The 17,633-nt window shown below is 67.1% G+C and carries 18 protein-coding genes; 12 read left to right on the top strand and 6 right to left on the bottom strand.

Going from position 1 to position 17,633, the window contains the following annotated elements:
• Positions 1-240 (top strand): hypothetical protein (locus ITP53_RS56470; protein WP_207757275.1); only part of this gene is annotated, 240 nt, incomplete at its 5' end.
• A gap of 5 nt (positions 241-245) precedes the next feature.
• The gene (locus ITP53_RS43820; protein ID WP_195901386.1) at positions 246-536 is read left to right on the top strand and encodes a hypothetical protein; all 291 of its coding nucleotides are present in this window, start codon (positions 246-248) and stop codon (positions 534-536) included.
• Here the strand turns inward: ITP53_RS43820 and ITP53_RS43815 are convergent.
• Positions 533-850, bottom strand: a complete 318-nt coding sequence (locus ITP53_RS43815; RefSeq protein ID WP_195901385.1) for a hypothetical protein — start codon at positions 848-850, stop codon at positions 533-535. The two genes, ITP53_RS43820 and ITP53_RS43815, sit on opposite strands and share 4 nt — an antisense overlap.
• Positions 851-870: 20 nt before the next feature.
• On the opposite strand from ITP53_RS43815, the gene ITP53_RS43810 reads away from it, so the two are divergent.
• Both ITP53_RS43810 and ITP53_RS43805 read left to right on the top strand, forming a co-directional pair.
• The gene (locus tag ITP53_RS43810; protein WP_195901384.1) at positions 871-1,467 is read left to right on the top strand and encodes a transposase domain-containing protein; all 597 of its coding nucleotides are present in this window, start codon (positions 871-873) and stop codon (positions 1,465-1,467) included.
• A gap of 8 nt (positions 1,468-1,475) precedes the next feature.
• Complete coding sequence (locus ITP53_RS43805; protein ID WP_236051819.1) at positions 1,476-2,252, top strand: transposase; 777 nt, start codon at positions 1,476-1,478, stop codon at positions 2,250-2,252.
• A gap of 654 nt (positions 2,253-2,906) precedes the next feature.
• Here the strand turns inward: ITP53_RS43805 and ITP53_RS59775 are convergent.
• A complete protein-coding gene (locus ITP53_RS59775; RefSeq protein ID WP_268961366.1) occupies positions 2,907-3,032 on the bottom strand; it encodes a hypothetical protein in 126 nt (41 codons plus the stop codon).
• 291 nt (positions 3,033-3,323) lie between these two features.
• Here ITP53_RS59775 and ITP53_RS43800 point away from each other — a divergent pair, with 291 nt between their 5' ends.
• From ITP53_RS43800 to ITP53_RS43775, 6 genes are all read left to right on the top strand, one after another.
• Positions 3,324-4,400, top strand: coding sequence for a hypothetical protein (locus ITP53_RS43800; RefSeq protein ID WP_195901382.1), 1,077 nt, complete (start codon positions 3,324-3,326; stop codon positions 4,398-4,400).
• A gap of 702 nt (positions 4,401-5,102) precedes the next feature.
• Positions 5,103-5,549 (top strand): helix-turn-helix domain-containing protein, encoded by a 447-nt coding sequence (locus ITP53_RS61505; RefSeq protein ID WP_195901381.1) that lies wholly within the window; start codon positions 5,103-5,105, stop codon positions 5,547-5,549.
• 124 nt (positions 5,550-5,673) lie between these two features.
• The gene (locus ITP53_RS43790; RefSeq protein WP_195901380.1) at positions 5,674-6,030 is read left to right on the top strand and encodes a hypothetical protein; all 357 of its coding nucleotides are present in this window, start codon (positions 5,674-5,676) and stop codon (positions 6,028-6,030) included.
• Complete coding sequence (locus ITP53_RS43785) at positions 6,027-9,650, top strand: caspase, EACC1-associated type (RefSeq protein ID WP_195901379.1); 3,624 nt, start codon at positions 6,027-6,029, stop codon at positions 9,648-9,650. The genes ITP53_RS43790 and ITP53_RS43785 overlap by 4 nt, the downstream gene beginning before the upstream one ends.
• Before the next feature lie 189 nt (positions 9,651-9,839).
• Positions 9,840-10,310 (top strand): hypothetical protein, encoded by a 471-nt coding sequence (locus ITP53_RS43780; RefSeq protein WP_195901378.1) that lies wholly within the window; start codon positions 9,840-9,842, stop codon positions 10,308-10,310.
• A 411-nt stretch (positions 10,311-10,721) separates the two neighbouring features.
• Positions 10,722-11,621, top strand: coding sequence for a hypothetical protein (locus ITP53_RS43775; RefSeq protein WP_195901377.1), 900 nt, complete (start codon positions 10,722-10,724; stop codon positions 11,619-11,621).
• A gap of 93 nt (positions 11,622-11,714) precedes the next feature.
• Here ITP53_RS43775 and ITP53_RS43770 read toward each other — a convergent pair whose 3' ends face one another.
• The 3 genes from ITP53_RS43770 to ITP53_RS43760 all read right to left on the bottom strand — a co-directional run bounded on the left by ITP53_RS43770 (position 11,715) and on the right by ITP53_RS43760 (position 14,144).
• Complete coding sequence (locus ITP53_RS43770) at positions 11,715-12,080, bottom strand: hypothetical protein (RefSeq protein ID WP_207757274.1); 366 nt, start codon at positions 12,078-12,080, stop codon at positions 11,715-11,717.
• 150 nt (positions 12,081-12,230) lie between these two features.
• Complete coding sequence (locus ITP53_RS43765; protein WP_207757273.1) at positions 12,231-13,700, bottom strand: IS110 family RNA-guided transposase; 1,470 nt, start codon at positions 13,698-13,700, stop codon at positions 12,231-12,233.
• 21 nt (positions 13,701-13,721) lie between these two features.
• The gene (locus ITP53_RS43760) at positions 13,722-14,144 is read right to left on the bottom strand and encodes a YciI family protein (RefSeq protein WP_195901376.1); all 423 of its coding nucleotides are present in this window, start codon (positions 14,142-14,144) and stop codon (positions 13,722-13,724) included.
• A 111-nt stretch (positions 14,145-14,255) separates the two neighbouring features.
• Here ITP53_RS43760 and ITP53_RS43755 point away from each other — a divergent pair, with 111 nt between their 5' ends.
• Together ITP53_RS43755 and ITP53_RS43750 are read left to right on the top strand one after the other, a co-directional pair.
• On the top strand, positions 14,256-14,798 hold the full coding sequence (locus ITP53_RS43755) for a DUF6398 domain-containing protein (protein ID WP_195901375.1): 543 nt from the start codon (positions 14,256-14,258) through the stop codon (positions 14,796-14,798).
• Positions 14,799-14,853: 55 nt separating this feature from the next.
• Positions 14,854-15,384, top strand: coding sequence for a hypothetical protein (locus tag ITP53_RS43750; protein ID WP_195901374.1), 531 nt, complete (start codon positions 14,854-14,856; stop codon positions 15,382-15,384).
• Between the two features lie 290 nt (positions 15,385-15,674).
• Here the strand turns inward: ITP53_RS43750 and ITP53_RS60705 are convergent, their stop codons facing one another.
• Positions 15,675-17,234, bottom strand: a complete 1,560-nt coding sequence (locus tag ITP53_RS60705) for a plasmid pRiA4b ORF-3 family protein (protein WP_195901373.1) — start codon at positions 17,232-17,234, stop codon at positions 15,675-15,677.
• Between the last annotated feature and the right edge of the window lie 399 nt (positions 17,235-17,633).

Here is a 17,633-nt window from a genome sequence, read left to right as displayed (position 1 = left end):
CCCAAAAATGCCACCGCGTGTTCACGGGTGCCGATGGCCGAAGAGCAACCACCGAGCAACCGGCCGGGCAATCGCACGGCCTTGACCATTCGGTTCGCCCATGAGGGAGCCTCGTGCCTGAAGGGGGGCGGCCCACGGCGCACCATCACTCTCAGTTGGCGTCCTGATCGCCGGAAGAGGTCGCTGAGCAAACTGGATGCATCCTTCCTGGAGAAGATGTTCAAGCAGCAGATGGAGTAGGTGAGATGGAGCTGTTCATCTACTGGTTCGGCGATGCTTGGGTGAGCCGGGCCGACGTTGAAGACACCATCGACGAAGTTCTGGACGGTGAAGGCGAGGTCACCGGCGGGGGCACCGGCGACACCGGAGGGAACATAGACATCGAGATCTTCGACGACGCCAACGTGGAGAGACTGATGGTCGAGGTCGCTAAGACGGTCTCGACCGACCTCCCCGCGAACGCCTTCTATCGCCTTGCCTACGACAAGGATCAACACCAATGGCAGGAGTTTGAGTGCTTGGTAGAGCTGTTTTAGCTGGTCGGAGTCTCCTGGCTGTCTGCTGGTAGCGCGAGGACGCTGGTGTCGGTTCGCCATGCGGTGGGGTTGGCCATGGAGCCCGCGATGAGGCGGGCGTTGTCGAGGAGGTGGAGGGCGCGTTCGGCTGCGGCGGGGTCCAAGCCGGTGCGTCGGATGATGCCTTTGCGGGTGGTGTAGGTGGTTCCTCCGCCTTGGTGGTATCCCATTTCGTGATCCTGGACGGCGTTGTCGCTGGCCAGGACGAGGGTGGCGAAGGTGACCAGGCAGTCGCGGTCGACCAGGACGGCCAGGTCGGGGGGCTCGGGACGCATACCGGGAAGCGTAGTGGCTGGTGATCGTTTCGATCGGGCGGGTGGACGATCTGATGGACGGTCCGGACGCCGCCCGGGTGGGGCTGCTGGCACATCCAATGGCGGTGGCTGAAGCGATGATCGATGCCGAAGGCGTACGCGAGCGCAAGAAACGGTCGCTGCCCAGTGTCTTGATCGTGTATCTCAACCTGGCGTTGTGGCTGTTTCCCGATCAAGGAATGGGCCAGTGCCTGCGAGAATTGGCGGCAGGGTTGCCGCAGCTGTCCAGTGAGCCGGCCCGGTGGAGCCGCGCCGCGTCCACCTCGATCAGCGCGGCTCGTGAACGCGTGGGTCCCGGAGCGATGCGCATGATCTTCCGCCATCTGGCGGGTCCGCTCGCCGGCCCGGGGCGGTTGTGGCGGGGGCGGCGGGTGTGCGCGGTGGACGGCACCACGATGCGGGTGCCCGACACCGCCGAGAACGCGGCCGTCTTCGGCGGGCCGAAGTCGGCGCCGTACCCGCTGGCGCGGCTGCTGGTGTTGGCCGAATGCGCGACCCGCAGCATCATTGACGCGGTCACGTGCGCGCGTATGCGACCGGGGAACGTACCGCGGCGGCCCGGCTGCTGGGCGCGATAGGCTCGGGCATGCTGGTGTTGTTCGATCGGGGATTCTGCTCCCACCTGCTGTTTCGTGACGCGGTCACGACCGGAGCGGACTTGATCTTCCGGGTGTCGTCCAGCTTTGCGCTGAGCCCTGTCACGGTCTTGGAGGACGGGACCTACCTGGCCGAGTTGAAACCGCGCCGTAAAGCCGACGGCCCGCCGATCACCGTCCGGGTGATCGAGTACAGCGTCGCCAGCCGCGCGCTCGGCAAACCCAGCACGACCTCGGAGCTGTTTTGCCTGGTCACTAACCTGACCGACCCCGCCAGTGCGCCTGCGTTGGAACTGGCTGCTCTGTACGCGCGCCGTTGGAAGATCGAAGTTCTCTACAAGGCCGTCAAGATCGATCTGAACGGTGCCCGGCCCGTACTGCGCTCTGGGCACGCCGACACGGTCCTGGCCGAGATATGGTCGCTGCTGGCGGTCTTCCAGATCCTGCTCCGCCTGTCCGGCGCGGCCATCTCCGCGCACACCGACGACGGCCAGCCCATCAGCCTGGACCAAATCTCCATCAAGAACGCTCGCGGTGCGCTGCGCCGCACGATCGGCCAGGCGACCGCCCACGTCACCGAGATGACCCACGCGATGGCCGCCTTCACCCGCGACGTGCTGTCCGCACTCACCCCACGCCGTCCCCGCCGCACCACTGACCGGAAGCGGAAAGCCCATCAAGGAGACCTACTCAAGACATTCCGGGTGATTTGCACCATCATCCCGCACCCAATGACCCCCCGAACGGCCCAGCCTCAAGCCGCTTGACCAGGAGAAACAAGATCACAAGCGCTCAAACTCCTGCCATTGGGATCAACACCTGCTGCGCGAGCTGGTGCCGGGATATCCCAAGCCTTCCGAGCACCTGCGCGCGGCGGGCAGGGGCATCTGCGACGGACTCAATAGCGCGCTCGAGGCTGCGGCCGCGAAGTCGGGCGGCGCGGTGCCGTTCAGATGTGCGTCATCCATGGTGGACGGCACTACGGTGATCTCCAACCTTGTGGGTCGGCTCAGCGGGGAGGTCGTGCGTGCGCGACTCGAACGATGGGCGACTGGTAACGCTGCTTTTATGATCCAACAGCCGCTCAAAGTTGTCGGCGCCACTGCCTGGGAGGCGCACTACAACGGCGTTCCCATTCTTCGAGTTCCCATCGCCTGAGAGATCCGGACCCAGTGCCTGACTACGCCGGGCACGGAAGCGATGCATCTGCCCAACGGAAGTCAGTAACTCACGCCCCGTCTCCGAGATGGGAGACGGACGTCGCCGGTGGGTGGTACCGGGCCGCGGCGTTGTTAGCCCTGGGGATGCCGGCGCTGGAGGTAACCCGCCAGCTCCCGGTGAGCCGGATGTCGGCCAACCGCTCGGGGGGCACCGATCAAGTATCCGCGTGCCGTCTTCGATAAGCAGGTCGGCACCTGGGTCTAGTGAAGGTCGTGCTCTCGGGCCTCGGCGAACAGGTCGGCGAGGACCTCGTCCAAGCCGGTGCGCAGTTCGGCCAGCAGATCGGCGCTGACGCCCTGATCGGCGTCGGCCAACAGGTCCGGCATGGGTCCTGGGCGGCCAGGTTGGCCAATCAGTCGGGCGAGCCAGTCGCTGCTCTGCTCGCGGAGCACCGTGTACAGGTCGGGTTGCACCGTCGGCGAGCAGACCGTCGCGCCACCACGGTCGGCGCTGCGGCGAAAACGTGCTCCGGGACGAGCGCACACAAGGAGCTCTGGATACCTGCAGGCACGGTGTCGATCGTCCCGCATCCGCACCACCTCCAGGCCGGTACTGGTCCGGCCGTCGTGTTCCGCTCGTTATCGTGGGACGGGTTTCGAAGGGATACAGGAGGCGTTATGGATCTGATGGAGCGGGCCAGGGACCTCAAGGGCGAGCTGATGGAGTTCGCCATGTCGCCCCGGTTCGGCCGGGCGGTCTCCGGGGCGATCCTCGACGCGTTCCCCGGCGGCATGGTCAACGACGAGGCGGTGTTCTCTGCGGCGTTGGAGTCGTTCATCTACACCCAGCCTCTGGAATCGGGGCAGACCATCCTCCAGCTCTTCGCCGAGACGCTCTCCGGCAGCGATCGCGCGCTGTTGCTGGGCTGGTCGGACTGCGTACAAGGGATCTTCGAGAGCAAACGTCCGTACGGGGATGACGGGATCGTCGCGTTCAATCACGTCGATGAACTCACCTACCGGATCCGTTCCAACATGGGTGCCGAAGGCATCACGCATCTGCTCGCCCCGGGCGCGGTGATGGTCGGCGGGATCGTTCCGGTCGGCGACGACTGGATGATCAGCGGGGCGTCCATGGGCTTCCCGCCGGAAGACGCGCCTGCCGTGCTGGCCGGGGTGCGGCAACTGCAGATGAAGAACCCCAAGATGGTCTTCCGCAACCCCGACAAGCTCGAGCAGGCCCGCAGGCTCCAGGCCGAGCAGCGGGACTCCTTCATCGACCTGTACGGAAGCGACCTGGTCGTCGTCCCCGGCAACGAGGTGAAGCAGACGATGATCGCGTTCTACCGGCACGACTACGAGCGAGCCGGAAACAAGGGCGGCCCCTGGACCGAACCCGACCTGCCCGACTTCCCCTTCACGCCCGATGACAAGGTCGCCGTCATCTTCGACGAAGAAGACGGCCTCGGCTTCTATGCGAACTTTGACGTGGCGCATGAGGTCTTCGCCAACCCCGCACTGATCATCCGCCAGCGCTATCGCGATGTGGTGACCGGCTACCTGCGCGGCCAGGACGTCACACCCGTGCCGCTGCGCCGCCTGGCCGCACAAGACCCCGGCAAGGCCGGCGAGGTCTTCCGCCGCCTGCTCAAAAAGAAGGACTTCTCCTGGGAGCGCGACGGCGAGGCCCTGCTACGCAAGCACAAGCCCGACTGGTTCGCTTCCCCTCCCCTGCCCCGGGTCATCCCGGTCTGACACGACTCGCTCGGTAATCGCCATGGCCGGTGGAGTGGGGCTCGGCCGGGGCTCGGTGGCTACGGCACGATCCGTCAGCGTACGGCAGGATTCGGCAGGAAATCGGCGGAGTCGCGGACGAATCGGTACGGCCTGACGGTTGGGTTACGAACCGCGGGAATCGATAACGGCCTCTGCTCGGCCGTGCCCGGCTTGGGGATCAAGACCCGCCGCGCGGAAAGCGGCCAATACCGTCCCTCCCGCAGTTCGCTGGCCAGTTCATCGAGCAACCGGGCCACCCCGTACTCCTCGACCTTGGCTAGGGTGGTCTGTCGATACCAGGCGCGCCGTTGTTGGCGCGCACCACGACCCATCCGCGCTGCAGCACGTCTCTGCGGCAGACCTTGTCATACAGCGCGTGGAATCGACGCCCGGGATCGGCCTTGGCCGCCCGGTACGGCGCATGCTGCAAGGCTCGGACCGGATCGGAACCCGCGGTTCCCGCGATCCCTTGGCGGCGGGACCAGCCTGGCCGGCACTCACCGGGCTCCTCCATCATGTCCACGCATCCCGCCCCACTGGGAAGTACTGGGCTCCGAAGGAGGCGTGCCCAGCCAAATACTCATAATCGGGGTTTGGGGTGGGGAGAGGGCCGCGTCAAGGTAGTAAATCCTCGCCACTCATGCACTGGATCCCTTTCTTGATGATTCGTACCGTCCATTCATGACCAGAGTCCGGGGCCATTGGCGCAGAGTTGCCGGCGGATGGACCTGGGTGCGTGAGCATCACCGCGGCAGCCCGCGCACGGCGGTGGGGGTAGGCGGCGGTTTGGGGGTCATCGCCCTCGTCATCGGGGCCGTTCTGCTGTGGCCAACGTCCCCTGAGACGGCGGCCCGCAGTACGCCCCGGCCAGAGGTCACCGTGACGCGCGCCCCGCTGAGCCCGCAACATGCGCAGCTTGCGCAGGCTCTCCGTGCCGCTCGCCAGCGGATCGGGTTCGCCCTTGGTGAGGCGGGAGAGCGGGCCGGTATGTCGGTAACCGAAATCGCCAACCTGGAGAGCGGGCTCATCACCCCTACTTCCGCGGATATTGCCGCACTCAGCCGCGTATACCAGCTCTCGCCTGACGAGTGGACCAACATGGTGATACTCCTGGACACAATCGGCTAGATTCTCGACAAGACTTTCGAGTGATTGATTTGTATCGGCAGAAAATCATAATAAAGGTCGCCCAACTTGGCAATACTCGCGTTTGTCCGCAAAATAAGGAACCCCCAGCGAATGGCGGAGAGTCATGCTCCTTCACGTCGTGACATCAGGCGACGTACTGCGTCATGAGCGGCAGACGCGCGCCCTCTACGCGGTGTTGACCGCGATCGACGGGGTCAACGTCGACTACCTGATTCCGGAGCCCGATACCGGCGACGGCCGCAAGGGTGGCGTGGCGGAGTTGGCGCTCGTCGCGGCCGTGAGCATGGCGGCCAGGCCCGCCGTCCAGCTACTGATCACGGCCATCAAGGAATGGTGCGCCACGGAGCGCAACAGAAAGGTCGTCGTCAAAGACGGCGACAGAACCATCGAGATTACGGGCCGGCCCGACGCTGCTCAGGAGCGGTTGATCGAACGTTTCCTGGACGGCGAGCAGCCGTGACGCCCCCGCTGCGGCGACGCGCGCTCCTGATCGGCACCGAGTCCTACCAGGACGATCGATTCCCCTCGCTGCCATCCTGCCGTGCCGACGTGTGGCAGCTCGCGCAGGTGCTGGAGCACCCGAGCATCGGCGCGTTCGCGAGCGTGGAGGTCGAGGTCGATCTCGGCGCCGAGGACATGGGGCGCAGCATCGCCCGGTTCCTGGGCTCGTGCGAGGAGAACCACCTGGCCCTGCTCTACCTCACCGGCCACGGGGTCCGCATGTCCCAGACCACCGGCGAGTTCTTCTTCGTCGCCAACGACACCGACCGTCAGCGGATCGCGCAGAGCGCCGTCGGCGCTTCCTACGTCAACGACGAACTCGAGGCGTGCGCGGCAGCGCATAAGGTGGTCATCCTCGACTGCTGCCAGAGCGGCAGTTTCGTGCACGGCTGGCGCACCAGCGACCTGCCCCCGGCCAAGTCGCTCAGTCGGACACCGGTCTCCAGCAAGGGCGCATACGTGATAGCGTCCTCTGGCGCCGACCAGGCGTCGTTCGCCGGGCAGGTGGGTGCCGCCGGTCCCGAGCCCTCGCTCTTCACCGCCCAGGTGGTCGAGGCGTTGCGCACCGGGAGGGCGGGCCGTGACGGTTCCGGGCAGGTCAGGGTAGGCGACCTCTTCGAGTACGTCTGCGAGCGCATGCGGGTGCTCAAGAGGCAGATACCGGAGATGTCGTCCCTGGCGGTCAACGACCGGATCGTACTAGCGCGATGCCCGCAAGGACCCTCGCCGACGCTGAAGCCGCTCGCGCCGCGGCAGCCGGCCGCCGCGAGTCACCCCATGCTTGCGGAGGCGCCCGCCGAGCGGCCCGGCTGGAACCGGTTGCTCGCCTACTACCGGATGTGCGTGCAGGCCGACAAGCCCGAGATGCCACTCATGACTGTCGCCGACCGTGGCACCGCTTACCTGTGCCTGACCGGCGCAGAGCGCCTGCTCTCCGGAGACCTCGACGACGACGGTGCCACCGCGATCACGCCGGAGATCCAGAAGTTCCTCGACGACGCGGACGGCACCGAGTCGGAGTTGTGGGCAGGCTACCCCGCCGTGGTGCTGACGTCGGCGAGGCAGGGGCAGGCGTCGCTGTCTCCGCGATTCGCCCCGCTCATGATCCGGCGGGTGGAGGTCGTCACCGACAGTGGCACGATCCGGCTCAAGCCGTACGGCTCGGTGATCCCGCACCCCGGCCTGGCCCATCATCTGCTCGGCAAGGAACAGGCCGACGAGCTCAGCCTGACCTATGTGGAGGGTTGGCAGGCGGGACAGCACAACGTGATGGCCGATGCGCTGGGCGGGCTGCTCAGGACGGAGTACGAGCTCCCCTGCGTGCAGGAACTCCGGCCAGGCGATCTCGACAGCCAGATCGACCTGCGGTCACCCGGGCACGGGGCGCGCAACGCCGCCGTGCTGTTTCGCGCGGCTGCCGGCAAGGACATGTCCAAACGCCTCCTCGACGACCTGGCGGCACTGGAAACCCGGCTCCCGCAGATCGAGGAGACCGCGCTCGCAGCCCTGCTGCCGGAGGACGGCGTCGGACCTACGTCGGACAGTGATGCCGACCTTCTCTATGTCACTCCGCTGCCCGCCAACGCCGCTCAGCACGCCGTCATGCGTTCCGCTATGACGCGGCGGCTCACTGTGGCCACGGGGCCACCGGGCACGGGCAAGAGCCAGCTGGTGACCAACATGATCGCCACCGCCGTGGCCAACGGGCAGCGGGTGCTGATCGCATCCACCAACAACGAGGCAGTCGACGAGGTGTGGCGGCGCTGCGACGACCTGGTGACCGACAGCCTGATCAGAACCGGCAACCGCGAACAGAAGCAGAAGGAGGCCGCGGCCCTACAGCGCCTATCCGCCATCACTGCACCTCCAGGCGCCTCGGCGACAGCGTTAGCGGATCTCGCTCTGGCGGCTCGCGCCCTCGACGAGGTCGGCGCCGAGCTGGGCCGGGTCGGCGCGATCGAACGTGACCTGGCCGAGGCCGGTCGTGGGCGCGAGGCGCACGCCGCTGCTCTCGGCCAGCCCGTTGAGAAGCTCGCCGAGCGGCTGGGTACCGACCAGGAACTGCGTCGATGGCTCCGTCTCGCGGTTCGCGCCGGCCGGGCGCGCGTGTTCGGCTCCCGGCGCCGTACCCGCCTCCTGCGCCGTCTCGGCCTGACCGAGCAGCCGGACGGTCGTACGGCCTGCGCGGCGCTGGCCGGCTTCGGGCGAGGTGAGCTGTGGTGGCGGGAGTTGCGCGGCCAGGCCACAGGCGTGCGAGGCGATCCCGAACTGAGCGCAGACCTGGAGTGGGCGGAACAGCAGGTACGCGACGGCTCGAAACGACTCATGGAGCTGAACGTCCGCTCCAACGCAGCAGCGGGCCGCCGGCCCATCCGCGACCTCATGCTGGCGGGCGATCAGGGAGCGAAGGACTGGTTCCCGCTCAAAGCGGTGCTTGCCCACCTGCGCGCCTGGGCCGTGACCAGCCTGTCGGCCCGCCGATTCCCGCTCCACCCCGCATTGTTCGATCTGGTCATCATCGACGAGGCCAGCCAGTGCGCCATCCCGCACGTCATCCCGTTGCTCTATCGCGCCCGTAGGGCTCTGATCATCGGCGACGTGATGCAATTACCTCATATCGCCGCCCTGCCCGCCGATCAGGAGGCGCGGATCAGGCGGATGGTCGGCCTGCCCGCGGAGTGGCTGGAGCAGCACAAACTGGCCTACCGGCGGCACTCGGCCTTCCACGCGGCCGAGGCGGCCGAGGGGAGCAGCCTGCTCCTGGACGAGCACTACCGTTGCCATCCGGACATCGCCCGGCTGTCCAACCAGCTCTTCTATGGCGGAGCCCTGACGATTCTGACGGACATCAGGCACCGTCCGGCCCTCCCCGGCGGGGCCATCAGGTGGAGCGACGTCCGTGGGCGGGCGTCGAAGTCGGCCGTCCAGGAGTCGTGGCTGAACCAGGCGGAGGCAGATCGGGTCGTCGAGTGCGTCGACTACCTGCTCAAGCACCTGCCGGCCGGGGCCACGATCGGGGCAGTGACCCCGTTCAAGGCGCAGATGATCCTGCTGCAGCGCAAGCTCGCCGACCGGCCGGTACGGATCGGCACTGTCCACACCTTCCAGGGGGGCGAGTGCGACGCGATGGTCCTGTCCCTTGTCGCGACAGAGGAGATGCGTGAGGGTGCCATCAACTGGGTCGAGCGGCAGCCGAACATCTGGAACGTTGCCATCACGCGAGCCCGGTCGCTCCTGATCGTGGTGGGCGATGAGGCGCTCTGGGGGAAGCGCGGTGGCGTCGCCGCCGGTCTGCTGCAGGCAGCCCGGGGGATTTCCGGCGATGGCCAGCCGGGCCCCGATGAGCTGCTGCTCCGCCTCTACCAGCGGGTGACCGGTGACACCGTCAGCCTTGACGGCATCGTCCGTGGCCACCCTGTCGACGTACTCGTGAAGCGGGACGAGGTGACCAGCGCGATGCTGCTCGACCGCGGAGCCCCCGTCGAACGCTCGCCCGCGCTTCACCTGGAGATGATGCTGCGCCGGCGGCGCCTGCTCGATCCGGCGGTCCGGGTTCCGGCCTGGCAGCTATATGGCTAACCCTGGGGCACCGATGAAACCCGTTGAGCTGTGAGAACGAGCATTCGCTTGTAGATCGATTCCAGCCTGGCGAAGATCGTCTTCCAGTGCGAGAGGGCTCGATATCGCCTCAAAGTATGGCAATGCATGCTCATTGTGACTTTGCAGATACGGGCTGCAATCAAATGATATCCGTGTGACTCTGCCTCTATGGGCGAAGAGATCACGATAGAGGCGCTCTTGGCCGAGGGTGATGGTGTGTTGTCCCGCCTTCGTGTCGAGGAGCAGGTCGCCGAAGCGGCGCTCGATGCCGTCCGCCGCCGGATCGAGGCGGCCGGGCAAGTGGTGGCCGCGGTAGCGGCGTGGCGCGCGTTGCGACCGACCCCGGCGGCGCCGAGCGAGACCATCCTCACCGACGTCCGGGCCGAGACTGCCGATCACGGTCATCACGGTGATCTGGACGGCGCGCTGGACGGGCTGCCGCTCAGGACGCGCGTGGCCCGACTGCTCGGGCAGGACCCGCAGCGCATCTGGCGAGCGCAGGAGATCGGCACTGCGCTCGCAGCGCCGAATCTGGGCAGTCTGCGTACGTCGTTGTCGCAGATGGCGCACGCGGGCGTGCTGATCAAGGTGGCCGCTGCCACCTACCGGTTCGCCGGTGCTGTACTGAGGGGCGGGTAGCGGGCGGGATGGCCGCCGCCATGGGCGTAAGTCTGAGGCGGCGGCCAATACGACGCTCCCGCATAGCGCTACGTGACGGTTCGTCGTCCTCGGAGTTTTCCTCGGAGGCTTTTCGATGATACCGCGAGTGATGCCGCGTTTGCAGTCAGTTGCGGAAGTCGGGGTGGGCCGCACGCCGGCCACCGTCACGGAGCCCCCCCTTTTATCCGGTGGCCGTCATCAGCCATGCCGAAGGTGCATCGTGAACGGTGAAGGAGTCCCCGGCCCCATCGAGGCCGGCCTGCCCCCCTCTCGTTCCTCCTCCTCGTCTTCGTCGTCTTCGTCGTCTTCGTCGTCTTCCTCGTCTTCGTCGTCTTCGTCGTCTTCGTCGTCTTCGTCGCCGCCGGTGGACGCCAGGCGTGATGGGCTGCCGTGGCCGGGGCGGTGGCCGGGTTGTATGACTGGCGGGCCCTGGTCCAGGCCAGAATCGTCCGGTTCGCGCCACGGGTGGATCCGGTGACATGGGAGCGGATCGGCGCCGAGGTGGCCCGGATCGTCGCCGCGCCCGAGCCGTGCACCCCGGCGATGGCCAGGCTGTTTTTGGGCACGCTGACGGCTTTGGCCCGCTTCGCCGAGGCCCGAGGGTATCCGGCGCGCGGCACCGTGTGGCTGAGCGAGGAGCTGATCTGCGCGTTCACCGAGCAGGGGTGTGCGCACCTTTCGGCATCGACTCGGGCCAGTTATGCCTCCAGGTTGCGCCGCCTGGCTCTGGCCGCCGGGGTGAATGGGCGGGCGGTGCCGCTGTCGGCCACCGATACCGCACGTCCTTATGAGGCGGCCGAGGTGGGCCGGTTGTGGGCGGCGGCTGCTGGTCAGCGCACGCCCGAGCTGCGCGCCGATGCCCGGCTGTTGATCGGCCTGGGGGCCGGGTGCGGGCTGAGCGCTGCTGAGATCGGCTGGGTGCGGGCGCACGATGTCCGCGCCTGCCCGGCGGCGGTCGTGGTCGCGGTGCGCGGGGTGCGGGCCCGGCTGGTGGTGGCCCGCCGCCCGTTCGAGCAGCCTCTGGCCGAGGCGGCAGCATCGCGGATGGGGCAGGTGGTCTACCTGCTGGCTCCGCACCGGTTCAAAGCCCGCGAGCGGGCCGCTTCGGCGACCCTGGCGAAGATCCGCCTGCCCGAGCAGGCGCCGGCGCTGGCCACCCGCCGCCTTCGGGCCACCTGGCTGGCCGCCCTATTGGAGGCGGGGGTGAGCCTGCCGGTGATCGCCGCGGTGGCCGGGATCGACAATCTGGCCGTCTTGACCGCGATGCTCCGCCACGTCGGACGTCGGTGATGAGGTGGCGCGCACCGGCCGCCGCGTGCTCGACGAGCTCCAGTAGACCGGCCTTGACGGATGCGTCGACTCGCGGCGGGACCAGGCCGGCGTTCAGCCCCAAAGCGATTTTCCCTGGTGCAGATGGAGGGCGACGGCCTGCTCGGTCACCGTCGCGCGCAGCCGCTCGATCTCCTTGTGAGCCGCCTCCAGCTCGATCGCCTCGGGACTCTTGCCGGGACGGCCGACCGTCGAGGTCCCGGCGAGCGCGTCGAGAGCGCCCTGCTTAGCGGTCTTGCAGACCGCGTTGACGGTCATCCGGTTCACGCCGTACTTCTCGGCCGTCTCGCCCTGGGTGGACTGGCCGGTGAGTACCTCGACGAACACCTGGTACTTCACCGACGGCGCCAGCCGCGTACGCTTACCTATCCCGTTCGTGCGCGACGGGGACTGCTTGGGGTCCTGCTGTGATCCTGTCACCTGCTCCAACCTCTTCCACGGGGTGGTCAAACTACCCGCGGCTGGCCCGAAAATATGACCTCGGCTTGGGCGTGGCAGCATCCCGGATGGCGCTCTGCGCCGTCCGGGATCACAAAAGATCTGATGGTCGGTTCGGCCGCTGGGACGCGGTCAGGCGACCTCGCCTTCGATGGGCTCGAGGGTCACGCGGTAGCCCAGTCGTTGCAGTCCGCGGATGTGGCTGCCAACTTGCCGCCGATGGTGCATGCGGGTGTCGTAGTAGTCCACGCCCAGTTCCTCGTACTCCAGTGTGGGATCCGAGAGCAACGTGTACGCGATGCTCAAGATGGTGTTGCCGGTGGCGACTTGGGCCTTGCCCTTCCCGCGTCGGCGGGCGATCCGTCGGTAACGGGCGCCGACTCGTGTGTGGGTCCGGCCCGCCGACACGGTGATCTCGCCGAGCGCTCCAGCGACGTACCGATTCCCGCGGCCTCGGGCGTTTCGGCCCTTGCGCTTACCGGCCGAGGACTTGACCTGAGGGCAGAACTTGCACCACGACACCAGATGCCCCGCCGTCGGGAACACGCTCATATCGATGCCGATCTCGGCGAGCAGGTCCTGGGCGGCGATCCGGCCGACCCCGGGGATGCCATCCAACTGGGTCGCCTGCCGGTCAAAAGGGGCGATCAGCTCCTCGATCTGCGCAGTGAGCCGGTCGGTTTGCGCGGTCAGGGAGTCGACGTGGTCCAGCATCATCCGCAGCACGAACGCGTGGTGTTCGGTGAAGGTGTCCGCGCCGTCCAGCGCCTCCTCCAACAACTTGATCTTGCTGCGCAGCCGGCCGCGGGCCAGCTCGGCGAGCGCCTTGGGATCACGCTCTCCAGAGATCAGAGCCTCCATCATGTCCCGGGCCGATACCCCGTGCAGATCCGACACCACCACGCTCAGCTTGACCTGCGCGTCCTCCAGCAGCTTCTCCGCGCGCTGCTTCTCCCGGGACCGCTCCTCGATCAGGTGCCTGCGATAACGCGTAAGGGTCCGGAGCTTGCGGATCTCCTCCGGTGGCACGAAGCAGGCCCCGACGCCCATACCCTTCTCGGCCACCTTGGCCAGCCACACCGCATCGCACCGGTCGGTCTTCGGGCGACCCGGCAGCGCTTTGACCTGCTTGGCATCCAGCAGATCGCAGTCGAACCCCTCGGCCTCCAGCCGGAAGAACGGCGCCTTCCAATAGTCGCCGGTGCTCTCCATCACCACCTTGGTCACGCCCCAGCAGCGTAGCCAGTCCGCCAACTCGATGATCTGGCTCTTGGTCGTACCGAACGTGCGGACCTCCTGGGCCCGCCGGCGCCGGTTCCGCTCGGACGGCACCCGGATACAGACCTCCAACATGCCCTTGCCGATGTCCAGCGCGGCAACCCGCTCCACGTGCAGCGGCTCATCCTCGATCTCTTCCACCACGTGCCACCTGCCTCCACCTTGTCGACGCAGCGCGACGGTGACCGTCCGGGGAGCCGAGGGCGACAAGCGGAAATCTGGCCCGCGTGCACGAAGCGACAAGCAACGACCCTCAAACGATGCGGCTCCCAGCACCAGACTGATAGACGGGCTCGACCCGGCACCAAGCAACGAAGGCGTCACAGACGGCCACCACTGCCATTTTCACGCCGCAACCGGCGTCACGCAGGGAAACCAGGACTGATAGGTGTTTCGGACCGGGACTGGTTCATTAGCTCTGACGCGGAAGGGCTCTGCACCAGCCTCGGCTACGGTGAGCAGGTCCGCCAGGTCCTCGTGGAAGCGCCCTGGTGTCACGGTGACGATCTCGTACGTGGCCACACCGGCCGTCACGAACGGGTCCCCGGCCGCCACCTGCTCGATCCGCTCCCGAGATCCGGTCGCGAGGATCACTCCGCCGACGCTGGCCGGCACGGTCTGCCCGGACAGCAGGAATGTCCCGCCGGCATGGTGGCGCTCCAGAAACGCCACATGACCGGCGACATGCGGATCAGCATCTTCCGGCCTGCCCGTATAACGAACCAGGAGCACATGAAGCACCACAGCATTATCCTGCGAGGCACGCATCTGGTGGATCGGCACCTCACCGAAACCGGCCGACGGCTGCCGAGACGGTGATCGAACTGAATTCCAACAACCGGAGTTCGTTATCCACATGGACACCTGGACAATCTCACCATGACGAAACCCGACGAGCTCAAGATCCCCAACGCCATGCGGCAAATCAGCGAGGAGATCATCGCGCTGACTCAAACGGTCTGCGCCGAGCTGCTGGATGAGGAGTACGCGGGCCTGGCCCGCCGCGTGATCGCCGCCTTGGCACGCAAGCGCCCGAGTCCCTTGGTGAGCGGCACCCGGCGAGTCTGGGCCGCCGGCGTGGTGTACGCACTGGGCCAGACCAACTTCCTGTTCGATCCGAGCACAGAGCCCTACCGCACCGCCGACGAGTTGAGCTCCGCCTTCGGCGTATCCAAGAGCGCCATGGGGGCGAAGGCCAAACAAATACGCGACACGCTCAAGATGAGCTGGCACTCTCCGGAGTGGCAGCATCCCGACATGCTGGCGCGTAACCCCGCGATCTGGTTCGTCTTGGTGGACGGGCTCATGTACGACGCTCGGGAGCTTCCGGTGGAGATCCAGTTTGAGGCGTACCGGCAAGGGGTGATCCCCTACGTCCCCGCGTTGGGCCCTGCGGCCACCCCACCCCGCGATACGGTCTGAACCATGCCCGAGCAGACCCCCGCTCTCTTTGACCTGCCCGCCGCAATCACCTCCCGTGACCGGGCTTCAGGATCCCGGCCGCCCAGGTCAGCGTTGGCGGCGGACGATGGCCGCGCAGGTCGTCGTCCATGATCTCGCCGTCCTCCGCGACAAGGCGCTGGACGATTTCGACAGCGGCACCTTCATCGAGATCGGCGATATCGACGACGATGACGACCTCCCCGACACCCGGGAGGTGATCGCGTCAACCGCGGAAGGAGCGCTCAACTGGCTGATCGATCCGACGGCGGGGCTGTGGCCGCTGATGGAGAGCGGCGCCGTCCTCCTTGAGGCAGCCGAGCACACGGTCGGACAGGTCGCCGATCGGCAGTTCCAGGTATCGTGGTCGGTCCAGGTCAAACTGGGTGACCTGGCGGCCTTGCGAACGTTTGCCGTGCAGAACGCCCCCGATGCGGCTGGCGACGTCAGCGAGAGCTTGGCGTCCGCGTGGATCCACGCGGCCGAACCGGCAGCTCCCTTGATCGGCATACCGGCGATCACCTGGATCATCGCCAACCTCACGGTCGAGCGGGTGAAGCGCCGATGAGCGAGAGGATCGACGGACCGGAAATCTGGAAAGCCGACGACACCGGCCAGTGATCGTACTGGGACCTGTGGTTCTGCACGCTCTGCCTTATCGATTACGGCGGGAACTGGGACGCGCTCGATCAGGCGATCTCGGACGCCCACCGCCACTCCAGCCGCGATGTGGCCGAAGCCAAGTGGAGCCATCTGCTGGACCTGCGGGAACGCCTGGACCATGCCGGGCTGACCGCCATCGGGCTGACCGGGCTACCTGACAAGCGACCCGCGCTGAAGAATCACTCAGGCAAGCACCTAGCCCGTAACCTCGTCCTGGTCATCCCCGTCGACCGGGACTAGTCGCGCGAGCCTCTCGTTGATGGCATCCCGGTCGAAAGGCACAGGCTCCTCGGGATAGTCGGGGTTGTAGTCCTCGATCGGGTTGTCGCCGTGGCCATCCACGCAGATCGGGACCGCGATCTCCTCGGTGAGGATCTTCTCCAGGAGAATCTCGTGTTCCCAGCAATCACCGAGATCGTAGGTGTAGCGCAGCGCCGATCGCGGGGCGGGTAGCGCTCGGTTCAACCGGCACAGGTCTTCATCTCCGCACTCTTCCAAGGGCCGGAAGGGGTCGCTGTAGCGGCGCTTGCCGACCCTGAACACATGCAGGTGATCATCCGACCAGCCGAACAGCTTGCGGATGATCTGGTGCAGATCGCCCAGCGAGTAGTTCTCCGGAACCAGGACCCGGTGCCAGGCCCCGGCGACGGAGATCTTCAGCTGGTAGGCGGGAATCGCCGGTGACGTCGGCGGCAAGGCGGCGAGCAGCCGATCCGCTTCCGGATGCCCGCTGCCACGGACGCCCTCATGCAGGTCGCCGCCCATCATGTCGAGCAGGACGTACCGAGCGTCAGTTGCCCCGTGGCGATCCAGCGCCGCAAGGGCGTAGTCGACCGCCCGCCACTGCCGGTCCCCTTCGATCTCCGCGTTCAGCCACCAGCGGGCATGCGGACCCAGCGGAGGCAGGTCGCACACCGCCTGCCACAGCGCCTCGGCGTCACCGCGCTCAGCAACGACCTCGATGACGCTGAGCCGCCCGGCCGGAGACGCCTCAGTGGTGGCCCGCAACAGTTCGGGGAGCCGATCAACCACCGTGCGTGAGCCCGGGACGTAATTCTCGATCCGCCACCGCCACAGCAGCTCCGGCACCTCCTCCGGCGGGGCGGTGGCGATCCGGGCCAGGACCTCGGCCGCGCTCAGGTCCGGGGTGATCGGCAGCGGCAGTCGTTTCCCCACCTCTTTACGGGCGTGTTCGCCCAGCTCCGTGACCATCAACCTGTCATCGAGCGCGCCGAACGCGACCAGGATCGGTAGCAGGCGGTCGACGGGATGCCCGTCGATCAGCCGGTAGACGCGCCAGTCCCAGTCACCACGCTGCCGCATCTCCTGCTCGGCCGCCTCGCGCAGGGCTTGGCCCAGCGGCGGCGCCTCCTCCGCCAACAGATTCAGGGTGACCAGGCAGCAGATCCGGGGGTCCGCCTCGCAGGGGTCACCGATCTGCACTGCGATCACCTGCTCCAGAGCCGCGTACCAGGCATCAGGGCCAAGTGTCGGCGCGGGTTCGGCGCGTACGGCACGCGAGCCCTCGATCGTGACCAGTCCAGCCGCCACCGCGGTCAGCCACGCCCTCTGCACCTCCGGCACGTCGCTGAGGCGCCGGACCTTGGCCGGACACACCACGCCGAGTACCGCCGCGGCGTCCGGCACCAGCGCTGGTTTGATCGCGGCCGAGGGCGTGACCGCCCGACCGGCCCCTGCCCAGGAAGCCAGGGCGTGGGCTGCTACGAACACCGAAGTCTCGGCGATGGAGGACACGACGGCGAGCGTATCGCCTCGCCGATCTCAGGTTGCGACCCGCAGGAACCCGGAGGCGTAGAGTCAGAGGTGGCTGTCGACAGCGCGAGGTGCAGCAGGTGCGAGAGTCCCGCCCGGATTCACTTGAACACCGTGGGCATGCTCTGCGACGCCTGCTGGAACTCCTGGATGTGTGACCGTACCGGGCGTGATCCGCTGCCGCCGCCCCCGCCACCGGAAACGTTCGTCGATCCTGATGGCCGACCGCACGTTCTGGCTTACCGTCTCACTCATGTCGACGAGCCTTGAATACTGACCCCCAGACAACGTGTGAAAACTGACCCCCTTGGTCACCACAGGTGACAGAAAGGGATGTGATCACAGTGGATGACTGGGCAGAGATCCGCCGTCTGCACCGGG

It is taken from the genome of Nonomuraea cypriaca (assembly GCF_015645445.1).
Lineage (GTDB): Bacteria > Actinomycetota > Actinomycetes > Streptosporangiales > Streptosporangiaceae > Nonomuraea > Nonomuraea cypriaca.
Note: the sequence above shows the minus strand (reverse complement) of the source record. Positions and strands in the feature narration are given on the sequence as shown.